Below are 22,449 nucleotides of genomic sequence, written 5' to 3'. Positions count from 1 at the left end.
GCGGCATTGCCGAGTGCGGCCGCCATCCCTCTTCCCTCAAGATTCGCGGTCATCGGAACCCGCGTGAAATGCGTGTCAGGAATAGCTTAACTTGATTTGCGAGGTCAAGTTTGAGGTGCGGCGATCATAAGGTTTATGGCGGCCTGGCTCAGGTTTCCTGATCGACCACGAGACGGTAGCCGACGCCGGGCTCGGTGCGCACGATGGTGGGATGCGTCGGGTCCCGCTCGATCTTCTGGCGCAGCTGACCGATGAAGACGCGCAGATAGTGGAGGTCCTCGCCGTGGGCCGGCCCCCAGACGGAGGTGAGCAGCGTCTTGTGCGTGACGACGCGGCCCGCATGGCGGGCAAGCAGGGTCAGGAGGTCGTATTCCTTCGGCGTGAGCCGGATCGCCTCCTCGCCGCGCGACACGAGCCGCCGCACCGTGTCGATGACGAGGCCGTCCGTGGAGAGGGCCGCCGGCGGCGCCGCGGCGCGCTCGCGGTGGCGCAGCGCGTTGCGGATGCGGGCCGTGAGCTCGCCGATGCCGAAGGGCTTTTCGATATAGTCGTCGGCGCCGAGATCGAGGGCGGCGATCTTCTCGCTTTCCCGCTCGCGTGCCGAGAGGATGATGATCGGGATCTGCGTCCAGCCGCGCAGGCTGGTGACGACTTCCTTGCCGTCCATGTCCGGCAGGCCGAGATCGAGGATGACGAGGTCCGGCGCGGCGGTCGCGACCGCCTTCAGCGCCTCGCCGCCGGTGGCGGCCTCGACCACGTCGTAGCCCGCCGCCTTGAGGGCGGGTTTCAGGAACCGCTGGATCTGGGGCTCGTCGTCCACCACCAGGATGCGCTCGTTCGTCATTTCGTCTTGTCCGCCTTCTCCTCGCCTGCCGGGAAACGGATGACGATGCGCGTGCCCTTCTTCTTCACGGCCGGGCTTTCGGCATGGATCCTGCCGCCCATCGCCTCCACGAAGCCGCGTGCGATGGAAAGGCCGAGGCCCGTTCCGGGCGAGCGGCCGTCCGGCTTGCCGCGGCGGTAGAACTTCTCGAAGACGCGGTCGATCTCCGAGGGCGGAATGCCCCTGCCGAGGTCGGTGACCGAGATCAGCACGTCCTGCCCGTCGCGCCGCGCATAGACGTTGACCGGCTCGTCGCCGCCGTACTTCACCGCATTGTCGAGCAGGTTGAACAGCACCTGCCCGAGCAGCACGCTGTCGCCCTCGACGAGCGGCAGGTCCGGCGCGATCCCCGTCTCGATCGCCTTGCCCGGAAAATACTTCCTGGCCCGCTCGACGGCGGACTGCACCACGTCGGCGACGTCGAGCCAGTCGCTCTTCGGCTTCAGCGTGCCGGATTCGATGCGCGTCATGTCGAGCAGGTTGGAGACGAAGCGGCTCATGCGGCTGCCTTCCTCCTCGATCGACTGGAGCAGGTCGTCGCGGCTTTCGGGGCTCATCTTGCCGCCGAGCTGGCGCAGGCTCGTGACGGCGCCCATGATCGTGGCGAGGGGCGTGCGCAGGTCGTGGGAGATCGAGGAGAGCAGCGCCTCGCGGTAGCGCTCGCCTTCCAGCTTCGCCGCCTGCATCACGCTCTCTTCCGAAAGCCGCGCGCGGTCGAGGGCGATGGCCGTCTGGTCGAGGATCGCCGAAAGCGCCCGTTCGGCGTTGAGGTCGAGCCGCTCCTCCGTCTGCTGGATGCCGCAGACGCCGACCAGCCCGTGCGGCCCCATGAGCGGGCGGAACTCGAAGCGGCTGTTCGGCAGCGTGCCGGTTCCGTAGCCGGCCGGCTCCTGCTTGTCGCGCGTCCAGCGCGCCGCCGTGAAATCGGTGACGTCGAGGTCGGTGTCTGGCGGCCAGACGGCGGCGATCTTGAGGTCGCCCTTGTCGGGCAGGAGGAGCACGACGTTGCGCTTGAGGCTCGCCTGCAGATGCGAGACCGCCACCCAGATCGCATCGTCCGCCTTGGCGGTCGTCGAAAGCTTGCGCGAGAAATCGTAGAGCGATTGCAGCGCGGTGGCGCGGACGCGGGCGACGGCCGCCTGTTCCTTGATGCGCGAGGCGAAGCCGCCGGCGATGATCGCGACCGACAGGAAGACGATCAGGGCGAAGACCTCGTGCGGCGCGGTGATCGTGAAGGTGTGCAGCGGGTCGATGAACAGGAAGTTGTAGGCGAGCGCCGAGAGGAGCGCGGCGATGAAGGCGGAGACATAGCCGCCCAGCACCGCCGCGCCGAGAACGGCGAGCAGGAAGAGCAGCGAGATGTTGGGCAGTTCCGCGAAGACATGGACCAGCTTGCCCATCGCCGCCGTGGCGGCGACGAGGCCTGCCGCGATCAATGCCGACTGGCGCACCGAGGCGATGTTCGGCAGCGGAAAGCGCGCCGGCGCCGGCGGCTTGCCGTTCTTCTCCGGCGTCACGAAATAGATGCCGAGGCCGGCGGCGCGGCGGGCAAGGGCATCCGGCAGCGAGGGCGAGAAAAGCCGGGTCCAGCCGCGGTGCCGCTTCGCGCCGATCACGATCTGCGTCGCATGCTCGCGCCGCGCCAGCTTCAGGATTTCCTCGACGAAGTCGTTGCCGATCACCCGGCGCGTCTCCGCACCCAGTTGCTCGGCCAGCCGGAACAATCCCTCGATGCGCTGCAGGCGCTGGGGCGTTTCCACGTCGCGGTCCGCCCGGTCGATGGACACGACGATCCACGGGGCGTTGAGGCCGGAGGCGAGGCGGCTCGCCACCCGCACGACCTTTTCGGAAAGCTCGTCCGGCCCGACACAGACGATGAGCCGCTCGCCGGTCGCCCAGGGGCCTTCGATGGCGTTCTGCTTGAGGTAGTCGACCATCTGGTCGTCCACGCGGTCGGCGGTGCGGCGAAGCGCGAGCTCGCGCAGCGCCGTCAGGTTGCCGAGGCGGAAGAAGCGGTCGACGGCGCGGCTGGCGCTTTCCGGCAGGTAGACCTTGCCTTCTTTCAGGCGCTCGATCAGCTCCGTCGGCGGCAGGTCGACGAGCAGCACCTCGTCGGCCTTCTTCAGCACGACGTCCGGCACGCGCTCGCGCACCGTGACGCCGGTGATCTGCGCCACGAGGTCGGCGAGGCTTTCGAGATGCTGGATGTTGAGCGCGGTCCAGACGTCGATGCCCGCGGCGATCAGTTCCTCGATGTCCTGGTAGCGCTTAGGATGCCGGTTTCCTTCGGGGTTGGAGTGCGCGAGCTCGTCGACGAGCACGATGCGCGGACGCCGGGCGAGCGCGGCGTCGAGGTCGAATTCCTCCAGCACCTTCCCGCGATGGACGGTATGCAGGCGCGGCAGTACTTCCAGGCCTTGCAGCAGGGCGGCCGTCTCGCCGCGCCCGTGGGTCTCCACGAGGCCGACGACGACGTCCACGCCCTCGGCCTTCAGGCGCCCGGCGCGCGTCAGCATGGCATAGGTCTTGCCGACGCCCGGCGCAGCGCCCAGGAAAACAGTCAATTTGCCCCGGCGGTCTTTCTCCGCCAGGGCAAGCAATGCGTCGGGGTCCGGTCTGCGGCTGTCGCCGCGGTCGCTGTCCGCCATTCTCATGTTCCGTGCGCGTCGAGCGCCAGGTTGAGCTGTAGCACGTTCACCCGCGGTTCGCCGACGATTCCGAGGAGGCGGCCTTCGATATGGCTTTCCACGAGGCTCGCCACGTCCGTTTCCGAAAGGCCGCGCGCCCTTGCCACACGGGCGATCTGGGCGCGCGCGAAGGCGGGCGAAACATGCGGATCGAGGCCGGAGCCGGAGGTCGTCACCGCATCGGCGGGAACGGGCGCGGCGATGCCCGCCGCCTTCAGCCGGTCGATGTCCGCCTGCACGCGGTCCTTCAGCTTGACCGACGTCGTGCCGAGGTTCGAGCCGGACGAGGCGGCGGCATTGTAGGCGTCCGGGCCCGTCGCGGAGGGACGCGGCCAGAAATACCTGTCCGCGGCGAAGGCCTGCCCGATCAGGACGGAGCCGACGACGGTCCCGTTCCTCTCGATGAGCGAGCCGTTGGCGGAAGCCGGCATGACGGCCTGCGCGACGCCGGTCACGGCAAGCGGATAGGCGAGACCGAGAAGCGCGGTCAGCGCGAGGACGAGGGTCATGGCCGGGCGAAGATGGTTCAGCATGATTACACCAGATGTAGGGCGCTGACGGCAAGGTCGATAGCCTTGATGCCCGCGAAGGGCAGGATCAGGCCGCCGACGCCGTAGACGAGCAGGTTGCGGCGAAGGAGCGCGGCGGCGCCCGCCGGGCGGTAGGCGACGCCGCGCAGCGCGAGCGGAATGAGCGCCACGATGATCAACGCGTTGAAGATGACGGCCGAGAGGATGGCCGACTGCGGCGAGGCGAGGTCCATGATGTTGAGCGCATCCAGCGCCGGATAGGTCGAGACGAAGAGCGCCGGGATGATCGCGAAATATTTCGCGACGTCGTTGGCGATGGAGAAGGTGGTCAGCGAGCCGCGCGTCATGAGCAGCTGCTTGCCGATCTCGACGATCTCGATGAGCTTGGTCGGGCTCGAATCGAGGTCCACCATGTTGGCCGCCTCGCGCGCCGCCTGGGTGCCGGTCTGCATGGCGACGCCCACGTCCGCCTGGGCGAGGGCCGGCGCGTCGTTCGTGCCGTCGCCGCACATGGCGATGAGCCGTCCGCCCTGCTGCTCGCGGCGGATATAGGCGAGCTTGTCCTCCGGCGTCGCCTGGGCGAGGAAGTCGTCGACGCCGGCCTCCGAGGCGATGGCCGCGGCGGTCACCGGGTTGTCGCCCGTCACCATGACGGTGCGGATGCCCATGGCGCGCAGCGCCGCGAAGCGCTCCTTGATGCCGGGCTTCACCACGTCCTTGAGATGGATGACGCCGAGAAGGCGCGCGCCGTCGGCGACGGCGAGCGGCGTGCCGCCGCTGCGGGCGATCGTCTCGACGGCCCGGCGGAATTCGGCCGGAGCCTCGCCTTCTTCCAGGCCGGCAAAGCGCAGCACCGCGTCCACCGCCCCCTTGCGCAGCCGCCGGCCGGCGACGTCGACGCCGGAAAGGCGGGTCTCGGCGGTGAAGTCGATCACCGCGTCGAAGCGGGCCTCCGGCATGGCGACACCGAATTCGCCGGTGGCGAGCGCCACGACGGAGCGGCCTTCCGGCGTCTCGTCGGAGAGGCTGGCGATCAGCGCCGCCTCGGCAAGCTCGGGCTGGGAAACGCCCGGTGCCGGCAGGAAGTCGCTCGCCATGCGGTTGCCGAAGGTGACGGTGCCCGTCTTGTCGAGGAGCAGCGTGTCGACGTCTCCGGCCGCTTCCACGGCGCGGCCGGAGGTGGCGATCACGTTGAAGCGCACGAGGCGGTCCATGCCGGCGATGCCGATGGCCGACAGGAGGCCGCCGATCGTCGTCGGGATGAGGGTGACCAGCAGGGCGGCAAGGACCGTGACGGTCAGCACCGTGCCGGAATAGCCGGCAAGCCCCCAGATGGCGACGCAGACGAAGAGGAAGATCAGCGTCAGGCCCGACAGGAGGATCGACAGCGCGATCTCGTTCGGCGTCTTCTGCCGCTGCGCGCCCTCGATGAGCGCGATCATGCGGTCGACGAAGGAGGAGCCGGGCGCGACGGTGATCTTCACCTTGATCTCGTCGGAAAGCACCTGCGTGCCGCCGGTGACGGCTGAGCGGTCCCCGCCGGATTCGCGGATCACGGGGGCGGATTCGCCGGTGATCGCGCTTTCGTTGACCGAGGCGACGCCCTCGATCACCTCGCCGTCGCCGGGGATGAGCTCGCCGGCTGCGACGAGCACGATGTCGCCGACCGCAAGGCTCGTCGCGGGTACGGTCTCGGTCGAGCCGCTTGCGGTCAGCCGGCGGGCGACGAGCTCGGATTTCGTGCGCTTGAGGCTGTCGGCCTGCGCCCGGCCGCGGCCCTCTGCGACCGCTTCCGCGAAGGTCGCGAAGAGCACCGTGAACCAGAGCCAGGCGGCGATCTGGCCGGAAAAGCCCGCCTCGCCGCTGCCGGTGAGAAGGTCGCGCAGGAACAGGATGGTGACGACGGCGGCGACGACCTCCGTGACGAAGATCACGGGATTGCGCACGAGCTGGCGCGGATCGAGCTTTGCGAAGGCGTCGCGAGCGGCCGGCAGCAGGATCGCGCCGTCGAGAAGGCGGGGAGCGTGATGGTCCTTTGACATGGCTCTTTCCTTAGAAGGTCTGGCCGGCGAGCATGGCGAGGTGCTCGACGATGGGGCCGAGGGCGAGCGCGGGGAAGAATTGCAGGCCGCCGAGGATGAGGATGATGCCGACGAGGAGGCCCACGAAGAGCGGCCCGTCGGTCGGGAACGTGCCGGCGGACGGCGGAACCTTGACCTTGCCCGCCAGCGAGCCGGCGATCGCCATGACCGGCACGACATAGGCGAAGCGGCCGAGCAGCATCGCGATGCCGAGCGTCGTGTTGTACCAGACGGTATTGCCCGTAAGCCCGCCGAAGGCCGAGCCGTTGTTGGCCGCCGCCGAGGTATAGGCATAGAGGATTTCCGACAGCCCGTGCGGGCCGGCGGTGCCGACGCTCGCGACGGCAAGCGGCAGCATGGCCGAGACCGCGGTGAAGCCGAGGATGGCGAGCGGCAGGACGAGCACGGCGAGCATGGCGTACTTCATCTCGCGGCCCTCGATCTTCTTGCCGAGGAATTCCGGCGTGCGCCCGACCATCAGGCCGGAGACGAAGACGGAGAGCAGCGCGAAGACGAGCATGCCGTAGAGGCCGGATCCCACGCCGCCCGGCAGCACCTCGCCGAGCTGCATCAGAAACATCGGCACGAGGCCGCCGAGGCCGGTGAAGGAGCCGTGCATGCCGTTGACGCCGCCGTCCGAAAGGCCGGTCGTGACGGCGGCGTAAAGCGCGGTCGTCGCCTGGCCGAAGCGGACTTCCTTGCCTTCCATGTTGCCGGCAGCGGCATCGACGCCGAGCGCGGTCAGGATCGGGTTGCCCCCGGCTTCCGCCCAATAGGTGACGGCGACGCCGGCGATCAGCAGGGTGGCCATGGCGGCGATAAGCGCCCAGCCCTGGCGCCGGTTGCCGACGAGCTGGCCGAACGTGTAGACGAGCGCGGCCGAGATCGACAGCATGGCGAAGATGTTGAGGTAGTTGGAAAAGGCGGTCGGGTTCTCGAACGGATGGGCGGCATTGACGTTGAAGAAGCCGCCGCCGTTGGTGCCGAGCTGCTTGATCGCCTCCTGCGAGGCGACGGGGCCGAGCGGGATCGTCTGGCTGGCGCCTTCGAGCGTGGTCGCGGTGACGGAAGCCTCCAGCGTCTGCGGCAGGCCCATCGCGACGAAGGCGAGCGCGACGACGATCGCCATCGGCAGGAGCACGTAGAGCGTCGCCCGCGTCATGTCGACCCAGAAGTTGCCGAGCGTCGAGGCCTTCGAGCGGACGAGCGCCCGCGTCAGCGCGACGGCGAGCGCCATGCCCGTGGCGGCGGAGAGGAAGTTCTGCACCGTCAGGCCGGCCATCTGGCTGAAATGGCTGAGCGTCGTCTCGCCGCCGTAGTTCTGCCAGTTGGTGTTGGTCACGAAGGAGACGGCGGTGTTGAAGGCGAGGTCCGGCGCCATGCCGGCAAAGCCCTGCGGGTTGAGCGGCAGATGGGACTGGAGCCGCAGGATCGCATAGAGCGCGAGGAAGCCGGCCGCCGAGAAGACCAGCATGGAGAGCGTATAGGCGAGCCAGCCCTGCTCCTTGTCCGGCGTGACGCCGGATATGCGGTAGAGGTCGGCCTCGAGGCGCCCAAGGACCGGCGACAGCGCGGTGCGCTCGCCGGCGAAGACGCGGGCCATGTAGAGGCCGAGCGGTTTGATGGCGATCAGAACCGCAAGGAAGAGGAGGGCGATCTGCAGCCACCCGATCATGGTCATGATGTTTCTCCTGAGGGTCAGAAGCGTTCGGGCCGCAGCAGCGTGACCACGAGATAGGCGCCGAGGGCGATTGCGACGACAAGGCCGAAGAGAGGTTCGATCATTGCCGCTGCCTCAGAGCCGGTCGAGCGCGCGGGCATAGGCGGCGAAGACGACGAACGTGCCGCAGCCGAGCGCGAGAAAGATGAAATCGGACATGTCCGTTCTCCTGTTGTGCGGCCGCAGACTAGGGGCAGCCGGCGTCAGGTTTCGATTGGGAAGGCGGGAGGGCGGCGTAAGGAAAAGATAAAGAGGCGTCCGCTGCGGCAGGACGACCGGCTTCCCATGCCGCGCAAACATGCGTAAGGACGTTGTGTTTTTCGACAGGCGCTTCGGCGCCGTCCGGATGGAAGGGGAAAGCCATGCTCGAAGCGGTCGCCAGCCCGGAACCTGCAAGCCGCCGGTCATGCAGGGCACAGGCCGCTTGAACGCCTCCAGGACATGATCGCCGCCGCTACAAGACCTTCCCTGCGCATGACGCTCGCCGCAAGCTTCGGGCTTGCGGCGCTCTTCGTGCTGAGCCTTGCCGTCGGCGTCAGTCCGCTGCCGCTCGGCACGCTCCTTTCCGATCCGGACGCGCTGCAGCTGCTCGCGGTCAGCCGCCTGCCGCGCACGCTCGCCGCCATACTCTGCGGTGCTGGGCTCGCGATCGCCGGCCTCATCATGCAGACGCTGTCGCGCAACCGGTTCGTCGAGCCGGCGACGGCGGGCACGGCCCAGAGCGCGGAACTCGGCATCCTCCTCGTCACGCTGCTCTTTCCCGCGGCCGCCCTGCCGGTGAAGACGCTCGTTGCCGGCGCCGCGGCCCTTCTCGGCACGTCCATCTTCCTGGCGACGGCGCAGCGCCTGCCGCCGGCCCAGCCCTTCCTGGTGCCGCTCTTCGGCATCGTCTACGGCGGCGTCATCGGCGCGGCCGCGACCTATGCCGCCTGGCAGGCGGACCTGCTGCAATACCTCTCCGTCTGGACCAACGGCGACTTTTCCGGCGTGCTGCGCGGGCGTTACGAGCTGCTCTGGATCGCCGCGCTGATGGTTGCCGCCGCCTGGTTCGTCGCCGACCGGCTGACCATCATGGCCCTCGGGCGGGAGGCGAGCATCGGGCTCGGCATCGACTACGCCCGCATGATGCAGATCGGCCTCGTCATCGTTTCCGTCATCACGGCGCTCGCGGTCGTCGTGGTCGGCATGATCCCCTTCGTCGGCCTCGCTGTGCCGAACATCGTCTCGCGGCTGATGGGCGACAACGTGCGCGGCACGCTGGGCTGGGTCGCGGCCGGCGGCGCGGGGCTTGTGCTCGCCTGCGACATCGCCGGGCGCCTCATCCGCTACCCCTACGAAATCCCGGTCGGCACGGTGATGGGCGTGGTCGGGGGCGTGATCTTCCTCTGGCTTCTCTTCCGGCGCGGCGAGCATGGTTGATCGCCGTCTTCTCGGCCTTGCCGCCGCCGCGCTCGCTGCCGCCGCCGCGTTCCTGGCGATCGGGCTCAAGGGCAATATCGCCTTCGTTCTGGAACTGCGCCTCCTGAAGCTCGCGGCCCTCGCGCAGGTGGGCGTGGCGATCGCCGTGTCCACGGTGGTCTTCCAGACCGTCACCGGCAACCGCATCCTGACGCCTTCCGTCATGGGCCTCGATGCGCTCTACCTCTTCGGCCAGATGCTGATGGTCTTCCTGCTCGGCGGCGTCGGCTATGTGGCCTTCGATCCGCAGCTCAAGTTCGCCATCGAGGTCCTGCTCCTGATGGCGCTCGCCTGCGCGCTGCTGCTGCCCATGCTGAGGCGGCGGCTCGACATGGGGCTGATGCTGCTCGCCGGCGTCGTCCTCGGCGTCCTGTTCCGCAGCCTCCATTCCCTGCTCGCGCGCCTCGTCGACCCCAACGAGTTCGCCGTGGCGCAGACGGCGAGCTTCGCCAATTTCAACGCCGTGCGCACCGACCTCCTCGTCTTCGCCGCCGTCGTGACGGCCGTCGCCGTCATCGTCGCCTGGCGCGCGCGGCATGTGCTGGACGTCATCTCGCTCGGGCCGGATACGGCGACCGGCCTCGGCGTCGGCTGGACCGCGACGGTGACCGGCCTGCTTCTCCTCGTTTCGGCGCTCGTCGCCGTCTCCACCGCGCTCGTCGGCCCGGTGGCCTTCTTCGGCCTGCTGGTGGCGGCCCTTGCCGAGCGCATCGTGGCGACCCGCCGCCACGGCGTGCTGCTTCCGGCCGCCGCCCTTGTCGGCGTCACCGTGCTCGTCGGCGGGCAGACGCTCTTCCAGCACGCGCTCGGCAACGCGACGGCGCTCGGCGTCGTCGTCGAATTCGTCGGCGGGCTTGTCTTCCTCCTGCTGCTGGTCCTCGGGAGCCGCAAATGATCCGGATAGAAAACGTCTCCTTCAAGCATCGGGCGACGCCGATCCTCTCCGATGTCAGCCTGACGATCCCGAAGGGCGGCGTCGTGGCGCTGATCGGCCCGAACGGCGCCGGCAAGTCCTCGCTGCTGTCGCTCGTCGCCCGCCTGCAGCCGCTCCAGGCGGGCGTTATCGAGGTCGACGGCCTGCCGGTGAACACGACGCCCGGCCGGGAGCTTGCCAAGGTGATCGCCATCCTGCGCCAGGACACGACGGTCGCAAGCCGCCTCACCGTGCGCGAACTCGTCGGCTTCGGCCGTTTTCCCCATGGCCGCGGGCGCCTGACCGAGGCGGACAATGCCGTCATCGACGCGGCAATCGCTCAGTTCGACCTCACCGATCTTGCCGACCGGTTCATCGAGACGCTCTCCGGCGGCCAGCGCCAGCGCGCGCTCGTCGCCATGGCCTTCGCGCAGGGCACGGACTACCTGCTGCTCGACGAACCGCTGAACAATCTCGACATGTACTATGCCCGCGCGCTGATGCGCTCGCTGCGCACCATCGCCGACGAGAACGGCAAGACGGTCGTCATCGTGCTGCACGACATCAACCAGGCGAGCGCCCACGCCGACCGGATCGTCGCGATGAAGGGAGGGCGCATCGTCGCCGATGGCACGCCGGCCGACATCCTGACGCCCGACACGCTGGAGGCCGTCTTCGGTTTCCGCATGCGCGTGGAAATGATCGACGGAAACCCCTTCGTGCTGCACCAGCTCTAGTTCCGGCCGAGCGGGATCAGCTCCCGCGGCAGCCTGTTCATGGTCTGCGCGCCGTCCGGCGTGATGAGGAACTGCTCCTCGATCATCAGCGCGCCGAGCCCGTCGGCATAGAAGGGCGCTTCGAGCGCCAGCACCATGCCGGGCTCGATGGCGATGCCGTTGCCGTGGGAAAGGAAAGGCCATTCCTCGATGCCGGCGGCAGCGCCGACGGAATGGCCGAAGTGCCCGCGGTAGTATTCGTGGAAGCCGTGCCGGCGCATGGTTGAAAGCATCGTTTCGTGGACCTTGCCGAACGTATTGCCAGGCTGCAGGACCTCGACGCCTGTCAGGAACGCATCGAGCAATGCCTTGTAGACGTCCTGCGCGAGCGGCGATGCCTTGCCCCAGACGAAGGTGCGCGCGCCATCGGACGAATAGCCCTCGACCAGCGTGCCGACGTCGGCCTTGACGAGGTCGCCTTCGCCGAGGGGCGCCGTGCCGTTTTGCAGGTCGGGGCCGATGGAGATGTAGTCCCAATGGCCGGAGAGGGCATGCCCGCCCCGCGCGGCCGCCGCGCGCGCGCCGGCAAGCCAGGCGGCCGAAAGCTCCGCGACGCGCATGCCGGGGCGCGCCGCCCACATGAGGCTTTCCAGCCCGGCTTCGGCACAACGAGCCGCTTTGCGCAGGTGTTCGATCTCGCGGTCGTTCTTGATGAGGCGCAGCCGCCCGACGATCTCGGACGCGTCCCGCCAGTCGACGCCGGGGATCGCCGCCTTCAGCGCCGCGAAATCGGCGGCGGGCATGAAATCGAGGTCGGCCCCGAGCGCTGCACGGGAAAGGCCGCGCTCGGAGAGAAGGTCGGCGAGAAGGCGGAAACAGGCCTGCTGGTCGAAGGTTTCCGGGCGCGGCCCGACATTGCCGGCCGCACGATAGGCCGCGTCTATCTCCGCGATCGTGCGGGCGTTCCCGACGCTCACCCCGTCGATCCAGATGCGGTGGGTGCGGATGTCGATCGTCCCCGCGGAATGTCTCGCCCCGGCGGCGGCGTGGTCGCTCATGACGGCGGCGGGCGGCGCGCCCGCATCCGCCGGCACGAGCGCGATGGCCGATCCCGCGCGTCCCCACATGGCGGCGACGCCCGCCGCAAGGCCTGTCGCGTAGCGGAAGGCTTCCGGCCGGAACAGGACCATCCCGTCCAGCCCTTCGGCCGCAAGCAATGCCTGCGCCCTTGCGCGGTCCATGTCGCCCATTCTTTCCTCGTTCGGTCACCATGCCTTGCAGGCGCGAAAACTATCCATGGATTTGGGCGCGGTTGAAAGACGATTCCCTTTCATTTCCGCAAATTGGAGTGGAAACGCATACCGCCGCGCCGTTAGGATCAATACAATCCGAGCCCAAGTCGGCCGCCGATCGCGGCTGCATCGAAACAGGAGAACGAGATGAGCGGTTTCAACATCCACGGCGGAGCCAGGGGCCGCGGCAACCGGGCGGTTACGGCGGCGCTTGCGGCCGTGCTCGGGCTGGCCGTCTTCGGCCAGGCGCTTGCCGCGGAAAGCGATCCGGACGCCACGATCAACATCGGTTCGCTCTACGAGCCGCAGAACCTCGACAACACGGCGGGCGCCGGCCAGGGCATCAACGAGGCCTTCAACGGCAATGTCTACGAGGCGCTGTTCCGCCTGACGGACGAAGGCACGGTGGAGCCGGTGCTGGCGAAGGACACCAAGGTCAGCGAGGACGGCCTTACCTATACGTTCACGCTGCAGCCGGGCGTCACCTTCCATTCCGGCGCGCCGCTGACCTCCAGGGACGTGAAGTTCTCCATCGAGCGCGTCACCGCCGAGGCATCGAAGAGCTCGCGCAAGAACAGCCTGAAGTCGATTGCCGGCATCGAGACGCCGGACGATGCGACCGTGGTCGTGAAGCTCGCCGCGCGCTCCATCTCGCTGCCCTACAATCTCAGCTACGTCTGGATCGTCAACGACGAGGCGGGCGACCTCCAGTCGAAGGAGGACGGCACCGGCCCCTATGCGCTTCAGGAATGGCGCCGCGGCTCGTCGCTGGCGATCGCCCGCTTCGACAAGTACTGGGGCGAGAAGCCGAAGAACGGCGAGGTCGTCTTCCAGTACTTCACCGAGGCGACCGCGCTCAACAACGCGCTGCTCACCGGCTCGGTCGACATCATCACCACCGTGCAGAGCCCGGATTCGCTGGCGCAGTTCAAGGACAATCCCGAGTTCACCGTCAGCGAAGGCAAGTCGACCACCAAGCTGCTGCTCGCCTACAACGACCGCGTCGCGCCCTTCGACAACGTGAAGGTCCGCAAGGCGCTCGCCCGCGCCATCGACGACGAGAAGCTGCTGAAGGCGGTCTGGGGCGACTACGGCACGCTGATCGGCTCCTTCGTGCCGCCGACCGACGCCTGGTACGTCGATCTGACCAAGGTCGATGCCTACGACCCGGAAAGCGCGAAGGCGCTGCTCAAGGAAGCCGGCTATCCCGACGGCTTCACCTTCACCATCGACACGCCGAACTACGATCCGCATCCGATCGCCGCGCAGTTCATCCAGAGCGAGCTTGCCAAGGTCGGCGTGAAGGTCGAGATCAACGTCATCACCGCCAACGAGTGGTACACGAAGATCTACAAGGCGCACGATTTCCAGGCGACGCTGCAGGAGCACGTCAACCACCGCGACATCGTGTTCTACGGCAACCCGGACTTCTACTGGGGCTACAACAACCCGAAGGTCGTGGACCTGATCAAGGAAGCCGAGGCCAGCGCGACGGAAGCCGAGCAGGTCGAGAAGCTGAAGGAAGCCAACACGATCATCGCCGAGGACGCGGCCAGCAACTGGTTCTACCTCTACCCGCAGATCGTCGTGTCGAAGAACACCGTCAGCGGCTACCCGGTCAACGGCCTCAACTCGCAGTTCTTCGCCTACGGCATCACCAAGGCCGAGTGACCCGTCGCACGGGCGTTACGCTCGACACGAAACGCCGCCTGGACTATGTTCGGGCGGCGTCTCCATGAGAGGTAGATACCATACTTTCCTACATGCTCCGCCGCACCGCCATCCTGGCGCTGTCGGTCCTCATCGCCGCCGTCATCCTGTTCTTGCTGCTGCGCCTCCTGCCGGGCGATCCCGCCAACGCGCTCGTCTCCGTCGGTGCGGATGCCGCGCAGATCGAGGCCGCGCGCAGGCAGGTGGGCTCCGACCTGCCGCTCCATGAGCAGTTCGCGCGCTTTGCCGGCAGCCTCGCCCGCTTCGACCTCGGCAATTCCTTTGTCAGCGGCGCGCCTGTGCTGGCCGAGATCGGCAAGCGCCTCGTCGTCACCGTGCCGCTGACGCTGATGGCCTTCCTCGTCGCCATCGCGCTCGCCGTGCCGCTCGGCATCCTCTCGGTCGTGCGGCAGAACCGCTGGTATGGCGGGCTGATCTCCGTCGTCTCGCAGCTCGGCATCGCCGTGCCGGTGTTCTGGATCGGCATCCTGCTCGTCACGGTCTTCGCGGTGAACCTCAGGCTCTTTCCGTCCGGCGGCTTTCCCGCGCGCGGCTGGCAGGCGCCTGGCGCGGCCTTCCAGGCCCTCGTCCTGCCCGTCGCGACCATCGCCATCGTCATGTCGGCCTCGCTGATCCGCTACGTGCGCTCGGCCACGCAGGACGTGCTGGGAAGCGACTATCTGCGCACCGCCCGCGCGCTCGGCGCCACCTTTTCCGAGGCGCTCCTGCGCCACGGCATCCGCAACGGGGCGGTGCCGGTCATCTCCATCCTCGGCATCGAGCTCGCCTCGACGCTGCTCGGCGCCGTGGTGGTGGAGCGGGTCTTCGCCCTGCCGGGTCTCGGCTCCATGCTGCTGCTCGGCATCGAGCAGCGCGACTATCCCAACGTGCAGGGCGTTCTCTTCGTCTCCACGCTGCTGGTGCTGCTGGTCGGCTTTGCCGCCGACCTCCTGCAACGGCTCGTCGATCCGCGCCTGCGCGGCCGGGTTGTGGGAGACGGGGCATGAGCGGGCACGGCAGCATGGCCGCGGGCGGCGGCACGGTGCAAAAGGCGTCGATCCCCTGGCCGCTCGCGGTGGGCGGTCTTCTGGTCGGCCTGCATGTCGTCGTCGCGCTCCTTTCCCTCGTCTGGACGCCCTACGGGGTTGGGGACATGGCGGGCGGGCGCCTCGAAGGCCCTTCGCTTGCCCATTGGGCCGGAACGGACCGGCTCGGCCGCGACCTCATCACCCAGATCATGGTCGGCTCGCGCATCGCCCTTCTCGTCGGCTGCGGCGCGGTGGCGCTGAGCGCGCTGATCGGCGTCACGGCCGGGGTCCTCGCGGCCTTCGCCACGCGCACGCTCGACGACGTCCTTGCCGCGGCACTCGACATCCTCATCGCCTTTCCAACGCTGCTCCTCGCCATGCTGATCGTCGCCTCCAGCGACGGCGCCAGCCTCTGGACGGCGGTCCTCGCCATCGGCATCGCCGGCTCGGCCATCGTCGCGCGGCTGACGCGCATCCTGTCGAAACGCGTCCTCGCGATGGACTACATCACGGCCGCGCGGGTCGCCGGGACCGGCTGGCCGGGCATCGTGCGCATCCATGTGCTGCCGAACATCTGGCCGACGCTGATCGTCAACTTCGCCTTGCAGTTCGGGCTCGCGGTGATCGCCGAGGCGTCGCTCTCCTATCTCGGCCTCGGCGCGCCGCCGCCGAATGCCTCCTGGGGCCGGCTGTTGCAGGAGGCGCAGGCCTCCGTCTACACCGCGCCCTTCGGCGCCATCGCGCCCGGCCTTGCGCTGGTGTCCCTGGTCATCGGCCTCAACCTCTTCGCCGACGGCCTGCGCGACGTCGCCGATCCCACCCGCAGGAGGAGCCGGTGAGCCCGCTGCTGTCCGTCGAGAACCTCGAAATCCGCACGGCCGGCCGCGCGCTCGTCTCCGGCGCCTCCTTTGCGATCGCCGCGGGCGAGAGGGTCGGCCTCATCGGCGAATCCGGCTCCGGCAAGTCGTTGACGGCGCTCGCCGTCCTCGGCCTCCTGCCGGAAACGGTGCGTGTCTCCGGCTCCGTCCGGCTGGATGGCCGCGAGGTGGTGGGCGCACGCGACCGCGACCTCGTCGCGCTGCGGGGCCGAAGCGTCGCCGCGGTGTTCCAGGAGCCGATGACGGCGCTCGACCCGCTGATGCGCATCGGCGGCCAGGTGGGCGAGGTGGTCAGGCGCCGTTCCCTGCGCGACGGCATGAGGCTTGCACGGGCCGAAGTGGAGGCACGGGTTCTGGAACTGTTGCAGCGCGTCTCCCTGCCCGAGCCGGAGCGCATCGCCCGCGCCTATCCGCACGAGATTTCCGGCGGCCAGCGCCAGCGCGCGGCCATCGCCATGGCGCTCGCCTGCCGGCCGAAGCTCCTTATCGCCGACGAGCCGACGACGGCGCTCGACGTGACCACGCAGGCCGAAATCCTTGGGCTGCTGGAGAGGCTGGTGCGCGACGAGGGCATGGGCCTCCTCTTCATCAGCCACGACCTTCCGGTGGTCGCCGCCGTGGCCGGGCGGGCGCTGGTGATGCGCGGGGGCGAACTGATCGAGCAGGGCCCGGTCGGCATGCTCTTCGACCGTCCCGCCCATCCCTATACGCAGGGGCTGGTCGCGGCCGCCCGCGCCTTCGACGATGCCCTGGAGGCTGCCCTGTGACGCTTCTCGCCCTCTCGGACGTATCCTTCGGCTATGCGAAGGGGAAGACGGTGCTGCACGGCATCGACCTTGCCGTCGAAGCCGGCGGCAATCTCGGCATCGTCGGGGAATCCGGCTCCGGCAAGACGACCATGCTGAAGCTGCTGCTCGGGCTGGAGCGCGCCTCCTCCGGCACGATCGCGTTCCGCGGCGATCCGCTGGACATATCGGACCGCGCCTTCATGCGCGGTTTCCGCCGCAGCGTGCAGGCGGTCTTCCAGGATCCCTATTCCTCGCTCGATCCGCGCCAGCGGGTGTTCGACATCGTCGCGGAGCCTCTGCGTTCCCTGAAGATGGAAACCGGCCTGGGGGAGGCGGTCTCCCGGGCGCTGCGGGACGTCGGCCTGCCGGCCGATGCGGCGCGCCGCTACCCGCACGAATTCTCCGGCGGCCAGCGCCAGCGCATCGCCATTGCGCGGGCGATCGTCGCGAGCCCCGACGTGGTCATCGCCGACGAGGTGGTGAGCGCGCTCGACCTGACCACGCGCACCCGCATCATCGACCTCATGCGCACCCTTTCGGCCCGCACGACCTTCATCGTCGTCTCGCACGACATTGCCCTCGTCGCGCTGCTCTGCGAGAAGCTGGTGGTGCTGGAGAAGGGCAGGATCGTGGAGCAGGGCGCGACGCGCGACGTCCTCGCCCGCCCGGCCCATCCCTATACGCGCAAGCTCCTTGCCGGCACGCCCCGCATGCCCAAGCGCGCCTGAGCCGTTTCAGGCCGCGCCTTTCATCGCCGCTTCCAGCACCTTATAGACGCGCGGCTCGATCATGTGGGCGACGTTGAAGCGCATGAAGCCGCCCGCGCCTTGCGACACGCTGAAGACGTTTCCGGGGGCGAGGATGACGCCGCCCGCGACGGCCGCCTGCGCCACCCGGGCCGAATCGAGCCCGTCCGGCAGGCGGCACCAGAGGTTGAAGCCGCCGCGCGGCAGCAGCCACGGCTCGATGCCGAGCCGGTGCAGCCGGTCGGCCGTCTCGCGCCGCGCGCGCACGAGCCGGCGCCGCAGTTCCTCCATATGCTTGCGATAGCCGCCGCCGGCGAGCATGTGCGCGACGATCTCGCTGGAAATCGGGTTCGGCCCGCCGAAATTGGTGGCGATCTGGAGGTCCACCAGTCCCTCGATCCAGTCCGGCCGCGCCGCGATGTAGCCGCAGCGCGCGGAAGCCGAGAGGGTCTTGGAGAAGCTGCCGATGCGGACGACGCGCGAAAGCCCGTCGAGCGCCGAAAGCCGGGTGGACGGCTCGGGCTCGAAATCGGCGAAGATGTCGTCCTCGACGATGGTCATGTCGCTGCCCGCCGCCGCGTTCAGCAGCCGGTGCGCCACCTGCGGGACAAGCGACGCGCCCGTCGGGTTGTGGATCGCCGAATTGGTGATGTAGAGCCGCGGCCGCTCGGCGGCGAGCACCGCCTCGAAGGCCGCGACATCCGGGCCTGACGGTCCATGCGGCACGCCGGCGATCTTCACCTGGTGGGCCTTCAGCAGGGCCTGGAAGTTGAAGTAGCAGGGATCGTCGACAAGCACCGCATCGCCCGGCCGCAGCAGGAAGCGGCAGATCAGGTCGAGCGCCTGCGTGCCCGTGTTGGTCAGCATCAGGTGGTCCGGCCCCGCCTCGATGCCGTCGTCCGCCAGCCGCGCCAGCAGCAGGCGCCTCAGCGCCGGAGAGCCGCGCGTGCTGCCGTAATAGGCCAGAACGCCGCTGTCGCCGCGCGCAAGGCTGCGGATGGCGCGGCGCAGCGCCTCGTCCGGCATCCAGTCGGCCGGCAGCCAGCCGCAGCCGGGCTTCAGCACGCCATCGTCCGCATCGAGCGACTGCCGCGAAACCCAGAACGGATCGACCGCCCGCGCCTTCGGCGTTTCCGCTTCCGTCAGCTTCAACGGCGGCTGCGCGGCGCTCGAAACGTAGAAGCCCGATCCGCGCTGCGCCCGGATCAATCCTTCCGCGGCGAGGCGGTCATAGGCCTCGACGACCGTCGAGGGCGACACGCCCATCGCGCTTGCGAGGCGGCGGATCGAGGGCAGGCGGTCGCCCGGCGCGAGCGCGCGGCCGGCGATCCGGCCGCGGATGGCATTCATGACGTCGCCTGTCCGGCTTCCTGCAAGCGCCGCCATGCCCGCTCCTATTGTATGGATCCATATACCAATACAGTTTGCCGCAATTGTATTGTTTTGTGCCTGCCTCCGCCAGCCCCCCGGATGTATCTGGAAAGGGAATGCGAGGCACGATGAAAACATCCATGGAAGGCTGGGGCAGCGGGCTGCTCGGGGTCGTCATCTTCAGCGGGTCGCTGCCGGCGACCCGCATCGCGGTCACGGATTTCTCGCCGATCTTCCTGACCTCGGCGCGCGCGGTCATCGCGGCGTTCCTGGGCGCGGCCCTGCTGCTTGCCCTGCGCCAGCCGAGGCCGTCCCGCGGCGACCTCCTGTCGCTTGCCATCGTCGCGCTCGGCGTCGTCGTCGGCTTTCCCCTCCTGACGGCGCTGGCGCTGCAATACATCACCTCCGCGCACTCGATCGTCTTCGTCGGCCTCCTGCCGCTGGCGACCGCCGTCTTCGGCGTGCTGCGGGGCGGGGAGCGGCCGAAGCCGCTCTTCTGGCTGTTCTCCTGCCTGGGCAGTGCGATGGTGGTGGGTTTCGCGCTGAATTCGGGCGCGGAAGCTTCCCTTGCCGGCGATCTCCTGATGATTGCCGCCGTCATCGCCTGCGGCCTCGGCTATGCGGAGGGGGCGAAACTCTCCCGTTCGCTCGGCGGCTGGCAGGTCATCTCCTGGGCGCTGGTGCTCGCGCTGCCGCCGATGGCGCTCATCGCGCTCCTTTCGCTTCCCGGCACCTGGGCCGGCATCGCCGGCAGCGCATGGGCGGGCCTTGCCTATGTCTCCGTCTTCAGCATGCTGGTCGGCTTCGTCTTCTGGTATCGCGGCCTTGCGCTCGGCGGGATCGCGGCGGTCGGGCAGCTGCAGCTGCTCCAGCCCTTCCTCGGCCTCCTGCTCGCCGCCGGCCTGCTGCACGAGACGGTGAACCCCCTGATGATCGCCACGACCCTCGCCGTCGTCCTCTGCGTCGCCGGTGCCCGCAGGTTCGCGCGCTGAGGCAGCTCCGGCAACGAGAAGTTCGGGAATATTTTCGCGCCTGTCGTTCCGGCGGCGACCTCCGCGGCGCTGCCGCGGGAGCCGCGCCGCTCGGCTCAGCCGCAACGGGCTTCGAAGGTCGAGGCACCGAGTTCCTGGCCGTTGACGATGAACACCGAGCCGCTCGGCTGGCTGATCGAGCCGCTGAGCCCGCCGCTCCAGGATGGATCGGACTTGCAGTCGCGCGGCGTGTTGCGCACCGTCACATCGCCGGAGAAGTCTTCAGACGGTCCCATGAAATAGAGCCCCGCCGTCCTGGCGTTGTCTATCACCACGTTCTCGAAGCCGACATCGGCCACGGGGCCGCCCAGGAAGCCCCATTCGTCGCCGTAGATGAACATGCCGTATGTGCCGGCGTTGGTGATCGTCACGTTCCTGAGATCGATCCCGGCGACCGGGTTGAAGAATATGCCGGCATTCTGCGTGCCGTCGATCGTCAGGCCGTTCACCTCGACATCCGTCGTGACGGCTTCATCGGGCAGGGAGGGTGCCGTCACCAGCATGAGGCCGTTGATGCCGCCCTTCAGCACCATGTCGGTGATCGAGACGTTCGAGCTGCCTTGCAGCACGACGAGATCCATGTCGCGGTCTTGCGCCGAATTGTCGATCGTCACCCTGTTCATCGCGACCCTATCGGCCGCCACGAGAAGGATGCCTTCGCGCCGCGAGCGGGAGATGCTGACATTGTCGAGCGTGATATCGCTGGCGAGAGCGGTAACGACCGGGGGCCAGTCACCGTCGTCTATCGCGCTTCCCGCGAAGACGCCGTAGGTCACGTTGTCGATCGTGGTGTCGCGGACGGCGAGGCCCTTCGTGCCGTGCGCGCTGATGGCGGCATAGGGCGCGCGGTTCGGATTGCCGACGGCGAACTCGCAAAGCGTGCTGCTTTCGCAGATGTAGAGATCGTGGATGGTGCTGTTCTGCACGACGGCGCCGTCGACGCCCGTCAGGCGGATGCCGTCATGGGCGGTCCTCGAAATGTCCACATTGTCGATGATCAGGCCCGACGTGCCCGTGCTGGCGATGCCCGCAAGCCCGCCGGTGACGGCAAGCGACGAGACCATGCCGTTCGATGCCATGGTCACGACGTCCTGGGCCGGGTCGTAACCGGTCAGCGTCGTGCCGGCACCCTCGTTGGTGAACGTGCCGCGGCCCCCGCTCGATGCGCCGCGCAGGGCGAGGGTCCCGCCGCCGCCGAGTAGGGCCTGGCCGTTCGAAAGCATCAGCGAGCCGTCGAGGCCGATATTGCCGTCGGCGAGCACGAGTGCTCCGTCGCCTGCCGCCGCGAGCAGCGAATTGATGGCGGCTGCGTTGCCGCTTTGCGCCGAGACCGTCAGCACATTGCCGGCCGTCTGCCCGGTGAGGTCGAAGACGGCGTCTTCGAGGTCCCCCGTCGCCCCGACATGCGTCTTGATGAGAGATGCGCGCCGGACCGCCTGGGTGGCGGGATCGAACGGATCGGCCGCCCTGCCGGTTGCGCCGAAGGGGATGCGCAACCGCGCCATCACGGCGCCGCCGAGCTTGTCCTGGTTGTCATAGGTCGCGCTTGCCCCGAGCGAGACCGTGGAGCCGGCCGGAAGGCCGGGGACATTGGCGAAGGCAAGCTCCGCCCGCAGCTTCGCGCCGAACATGTCGCTGACATTCTTGCCGCCATACCAGTAGCTGCCGGCGAAGAGCTTCAGTTCCGCATTGCCGTCGTCCGAAACGCCGGGAATCTTGACGCCGGCTTCGGCGTCCATGCCGGGCCTAGCCTGTTCGCGGCCTTCGCGGAACCTGAGGATACCGTCGCTGATCACGCCGCGCCCGGCGCCGTCGACCGTCTTGTCGCTGCCCAGCGGAAGGTAGACGTTGGCGCGGGTTTCGAAGACCGGACCGAGGGCTTCGGCGCCGAACGAGAGCTGGTGAAAATCGTTGCCGAGGCGGGAGTTGAGATAGTCGTAGTAACCGTAGAGGCCGACGGTCCACTGGCCTGCCGTCGTAAAGCGGTAACCGGTGCCGAACGAGGCCTGCCGGACGCCGCCTTCGACGAGCGATCCGTTGAGGTCGATCAGGAACGTCTGGCTCGCATCGAGCCGAAACGGCAGCATGATCCCGAGGCCTCCCAGCGACTCCTCGCCGTGCCAGCGTCCCTCGAACTCCGCAAAGGCCTGCATATCCGCGGCATGCACAGGCGCGATGCTCGCGGCCACAGCTGCGAGCGGCCCAGCCAACTCCCTAATAATTTTCATGAATATCTCCATTCAGCGATCCGCAGGGCGGATGCGATTGGCGATATTATACTTGACCTAGAGAGTCAACTTTGCGCAGCGAAGGCGGTATTCGTGCTTCTCGCGGGGCTTGGTCATGCGTCCTGGGGCGCTGCGGCGGGAGGGGCTTTGACGCCTGCGGCCTGCTCGCAATGTTCCACATGCCGCGCAAGCGCCTGGTTCGACAGGACCGCGCTGATCGTGGTGATGTCACGCCCCTGGTACTTGGGCATCTGCTGGACCGCCTTCAGCCTTTCCAGAAGTGCGAAACGGGTCATGACATTCTCCTTCGATGACTGTTGCTGCTGTCTTCGGCCCCCGGAGGGGCCGCGTCGCCGCCGGCATCGGCGATGCGCGGCGGTGGGGCGGAG

General features: G+C 68.4%; 20 protein-coding genes. 9 read left to right on the top strand and 11 right to left on the bottom strand.

Going from position 1 to position 22,449, the window contains the following annotated elements:
- Positions 1-148 precede the first annotated feature (148 nt).
- Genes ACIIOY_RS19455 through ACIIOY_RS19425 form a run of 7 tightly spaced genes read right to left on the bottom strand, consistent with a single transcriptional unit; the run spans position 149 to position 8,309 of the window.
- Positions 149-844 (bottom strand): response regulator, encoded by a 696-nt coding sequence (locus tag ACIIOY_RS19455; RefSeq protein WP_411036330.1) that lies wholly within the window; start codon positions 842-844, stop codon positions 149-151.
- Positions 841-3,531 (bottom strand): ATP-binding protein, encoded by a 2,691-nt coding sequence (locus ACIIOY_RS19450; protein WP_411036329.1) that lies wholly within the window; start codon positions 3,529-3,531, stop codon positions 841-843. The genes ACIIOY_RS19455 and ACIIOY_RS19450 overlap by 4 nt, the downstream gene beginning before the upstream one ends.
- Before the next feature lie 2 nt (positions 3,532-3,533).
- Complete coding sequence (kdpC, locus tag ACIIOY_RS19445) at positions 3,534-4,103, bottom strand: potassium-transporting ATPase subunit KdpC (RefSeq protein WP_411036328.1); 570 nt, start codon at positions 4,101-4,103, stop codon at positions 3,534-3,536.
- 2 nt (positions 4,104-4,105) lie between these two features.
- A complete protein-coding gene (kdpB, locus tag ACIIOY_RS19440; protein ID WP_411036327.1) occupies positions 4,106-6,142 on the bottom strand; it encodes a potassium-transporting ATPase subunit KdpB in 2,037 nt (678 codons plus the stop codon).
- A 10-nt stretch (positions 6,143-6,152) separates the two neighbouring features.
- Positions 6,153-7,862: a potassium-transporting ATPase subunit KdpA gene (gene kdpA / locus ACIIOY_RS19435; RefSeq protein WP_411036326.1), complete on the bottom strand. Its 1,710-nt coding sequence runs from the start codon at positions 7,860-7,862 to the stop codon at positions 6,153-6,155.
- Between the two features lie 17 nt (positions 7,863-7,879).
- Positions 7,880-7,966, bottom strand: coding sequence for a K(+)-transporting ATPase subunit F (kdpF, locus tag ACIIOY_RS19430; RefSeq protein ID WP_411036388.1), 87 nt, complete (start codon positions 7,964-7,966; stop codon positions 7,880-7,882).
- Positions 7,967-7,976: 10 nt separating this feature from the next.
- Positions 7,977-8,309, bottom strand: coding sequence for a hypothetical protein (locus ACIIOY_RS19425; protein ID WP_411036390.1), 333 nt, complete (start codon positions 8,307-8,309; stop codon positions 7,977-7,979).
- Between the two features lie 66 nt (positions 8,310-8,375).
- On the opposite strand from ACIIOY_RS19425, the gene ACIIOY_RS19420 reads away from it, so the two are divergent.
- The 3 genes from ACIIOY_RS19420 to ACIIOY_RS19410 are packed head-to-tail and all read left to right on the top strand — an operon-like array spanning position 8,376 to position 11,009.
- Positions 8,376-9,320: an ABC transporter permease gene (locus tag ACIIOY_RS19420; protein WP_411036325.1), complete on the top strand. Its 945-nt coding sequence runs from the start codon at positions 8,376-8,378 to the stop codon at positions 9,318-9,320.
- Complete coding sequence (locus ACIIOY_RS19415) at positions 9,313-10,254, top strand: iron chelate uptake ABC transporter family permease subunit (RefSeq protein WP_411036324.1); 942 nt, start codon at positions 9,313-9,315, stop codon at positions 10,252-10,254. Before ACIIOY_RS19420 ends, ACIIOY_RS19415 begins: the two co-directional genes overlap by 8 nt.
- Complete coding sequence (locus ACIIOY_RS19410; protein ID WP_411036323.1) at positions 10,251-11,009, top strand: iron ABC transporter ATP-binding protein; 759 nt, start codon at positions 10,251-10,253, stop codon at positions 11,007-11,009. The genes ACIIOY_RS19415 and ACIIOY_RS19410 overlap by 4 nt, the downstream gene beginning before the upstream one ends.
- Here the strand turns inward: ACIIOY_RS19410 and ACIIOY_RS19405 are convergent.
- Entirely contained in the window at positions 11,006-12,238 is a 1,233-nt protein-coding gene (locus ACIIOY_RS19405; protein ID WP_411036322.1) for a M24 family metallopeptidase, read from the bottom strand. The genes ACIIOY_RS19410 and ACIIOY_RS19405 overlap by 4 nt on opposite strands.
- A gap of 189 nt (positions 12,239-12,427) precedes the next feature.
- Between ACIIOY_RS19405 and ACIIOY_RS19400 the strand changes: the two genes are divergently transcribed.
- From ACIIOY_RS19400 to ACIIOY_RS19380, 5 genes are all read left to right on the top strand, one after another.
- Positions 12,428-13,951, top strand: coding sequence for an ABC transporter substrate-binding protein (locus tag ACIIOY_RS19400; RefSeq protein WP_411036321.1), 1,524 nt, complete (start codon positions 12,428-12,430; stop codon positions 13,949-13,951).
- Between the two features lie 92 nt (positions 13,952-14,043).
- The gene (locus ACIIOY_RS19395; protein WP_411036320.1) at positions 14,044-14,997 is read left to right on the top strand and encodes an ABC transporter permease; all 954 of its coding nucleotides are present in this window, start codon (positions 14,044-14,046) and stop codon (positions 14,995-14,997) included.
- Positions 14,998-15,011: 14 nt separating this feature from the next.
- Positions 15,012-15,857, top strand: a complete 846-nt coding sequence (locus ACIIOY_RS19390; RefSeq protein WP_411036387.1) for an ABC transporter permease — start codon at positions 15,012-15,014, stop codon at positions 15,855-15,857.
- Entirely contained in the window at positions 15,854-16,663 is an 810-nt protein-coding gene (locus ACIIOY_RS19385) for an ATP-binding cassette domain-containing protein (protein ID WP_411036319.1), read from the top strand. Before ACIIOY_RS19390 ends, ACIIOY_RS19385 begins: the two co-directional genes overlap by 4 nt.
- A complete protein-coding gene (locus ACIIOY_RS19380) occupies positions 16,660-17,412 on the top strand; it encodes an ABC transporter ATP-binding protein (RefSeq protein WP_411036318.1) in 753 nt (250 codons plus the stop codon). Before ACIIOY_RS19385 ends, ACIIOY_RS19380 begins: the two co-directional genes overlap by 4 nt.
- Before the next feature lie 6 nt (positions 17,413-17,418).
- On the opposite strand, the gene ACIIOY_RS19375 is transcribed toward ACIIOY_RS19380, so the two are convergent.
- Positions 17,419-18,816 carry an aminotransferase-like domain-containing protein gene (locus ACIIOY_RS19375; protein ID WP_411036317.1) on the bottom strand — a complete coding sequence of 466 codons (1,398 nt, stop codon included), beginning with the start codon at positions 18,814-18,816 and terminating at the stop codon, positions 17,419-17,421.
- 113 nt (positions 18,817-18,929) lie between these two features.
- Between ACIIOY_RS19375 and ACIIOY_RS19370 the strand changes: the two genes are divergently transcribed.
- The gene (locus tag ACIIOY_RS19370) at positions 18,930-19,793 is read left to right on the top strand and encodes a DMT family transporter (protein WP_411036316.1); all 864 of its coding nucleotides are present in this window, start codon (positions 18,930-18,932) and stop codon (positions 19,791-19,793) included.
- A gap of 95 nt (positions 19,794-19,888) precedes the next feature.
- Here ACIIOY_RS19370 and ACIIOY_RS19365 read toward each other — a convergent pair whose 3' ends face one another.
- A complete protein-coding gene (locus ACIIOY_RS19365) occupies positions 19,889-21,919 on the bottom strand; it encodes a right-handed parallel beta-helix repeat-containing protein (protein WP_411036315.1) in 2,031 nt (676 codons plus the stop codon).
- A gap of 254 nt (positions 21,920-22,173) precedes the next feature.
- A complete protein-coding gene (locus ACIIOY_RS19360; RefSeq protein ID WP_411036314.1) occupies positions 22,174-22,356 on the bottom strand; it encodes a hypothetical protein in 183 nt (60 codons plus the stop codon).
- Positions 22,357-22,449: the final 93 nt, after the last annotated feature.

Origin of the sequence: Shinella agrisoli, assembly GCF_046557955.1 — a bacterium.
Lineage (GTDB): Bacteria > Pseudomonadota > Alphaproteobacteria > Rhizobiales > Rhizobiaceae > Shinella.
This window is presented reverse-complemented; position numbering and strand designations above follow the sequence as displayed.

What these genes read in the sequence shown, in the direction of transcription:
- ACIIOY_RS19455 (WP_411036330.1), bottom strand. Translation starts at nt 844, where the DNA reads ATGACGAACGAGCGCATCCTGGTGGTGGACGACGAGCCCCAGATCCAG.
- ACIIOY_RS19450 (WP_411036329.1), bottom strand. Translation starts at nt 3,531, where the DNA reads ATGGCGGACAGCGACCGCGGCGACAGCCGCAGACCGGACCCCGACGCA.
- kdpC (WP_411036328.1), bottom strand. Translation starts at nt 4,103, where the DNA reads ATGCTGAACCATCTTCGCCCGGCCATGACCCTCGTCCTCGCGCTGACC.
- kdpB (WP_411036327.1), bottom strand. Translation starts at nt 6,142, where the DNA reads ATGTCAAAGGACCATCACGCTCCCCGCCTTCTCGACGGCGCGATCCTG.
- kdpA (WP_411036326.1), bottom strand. Translation starts at nt 7,862, where the DNA reads ATGACCATGATCGGGTGGCTGCAGATCGCCCTCCTCTTCCTTGCGGTT.
- kdpF (WP_411036388.1), bottom strand. Translation starts at nt 7,966, where the DNA reads ATGATCGAACCTCTCTTCGGCCTTGTCGTCGCAATCGCCCTCGGCGCC.
- ACIIOY_RS19425 (WP_411036390.1), bottom strand. Translation starts at nt 8,309, where the DNA reads ATGACCGGCGGCTTGCAGGTTCCGGGCTGGCGACCGCTTCGAGCATGG.
- ACIIOY_RS19420 (WP_411036325.1), top strand. Translation starts at nt 8,376, where the DNA reads ATGACGCTCGCCGCAAGCTTCGGGCTTGCGGCGCTCTTCGTGCTGAGC.
- ACIIOY_RS19415 (WP_411036324.1), top strand. Translation starts at nt 9,313, where the DNA reads ATGGTTGATCGCCGTCTTCTCGGCCTTGCCGCCGCCGCGCTCGCTGCC.
- ACIIOY_RS19410 (WP_411036323.1), top strand. Translation starts at nt 10,251, where the DNA reads ATGATCCGGATAGAAAACGTCTCCTTCAAGCATCGGGCGACGCCGATC.
- ACIIOY_RS19405 (WP_411036322.1), bottom strand. Translation starts at nt 12,238, where the DNA reads ATGGGCGACATGGACCGCGCAAGGGCGCAGGCATTGCTTGCGGCCGAA.
- ACIIOY_RS19400 (WP_411036321.1), top strand. Translation starts at nt 12,428, where the DNA reads ATGAGCGGTTTCAACATCCACGGCGGAGCCAGGGGCCGCGGCAACCGG.
- ACIIOY_RS19395 (WP_411036320.1), top strand. Translation starts at nt 14,044, where the DNA reads ATGCTCCGCCGCACCGCCATCCTGGCGCTGTCGGTCCTCATCGCCGCC.
- ACIIOY_RS19390 (WP_411036387.1), top strand. Translation starts at nt 15,012, where the DNA reads ATGGCCGCGGGCGGCGGCACGGTGCAAAAGGCGTCGATCCCCTGGCCG.
- ACIIOY_RS19375 (WP_411036317.1), bottom strand. Translation starts at nt 18,816, where the DNA reads ATGGCGGCGCTTGCAGGAAGCCGGACAGGCGACGTCATGAATGCCATC.
- ACIIOY_RS19370 (WP_411036316.1), top strand. Translation starts at nt 18,930, where the DNA reads ATGAAAACATCCATGGAAGGCTGGGGCAGCGGGCTGCTCGGGGTCGTC.
- ACIIOY_RS19365 (WP_411036315.1), bottom strand. Translation starts at nt 21,919, where the DNA reads ATGCTGCCGTTTCGGCTCGATGCGAGCCAGACGTTCCTGATCGACCTC.
- ACIIOY_RS19360 (WP_411036314.1), bottom strand. Translation starts at nt 22,356, where the DNA reads ATGACCCGTTTCGCACTTCTGGAAAGGCTGAAGGCGGTCCAGCAGATG.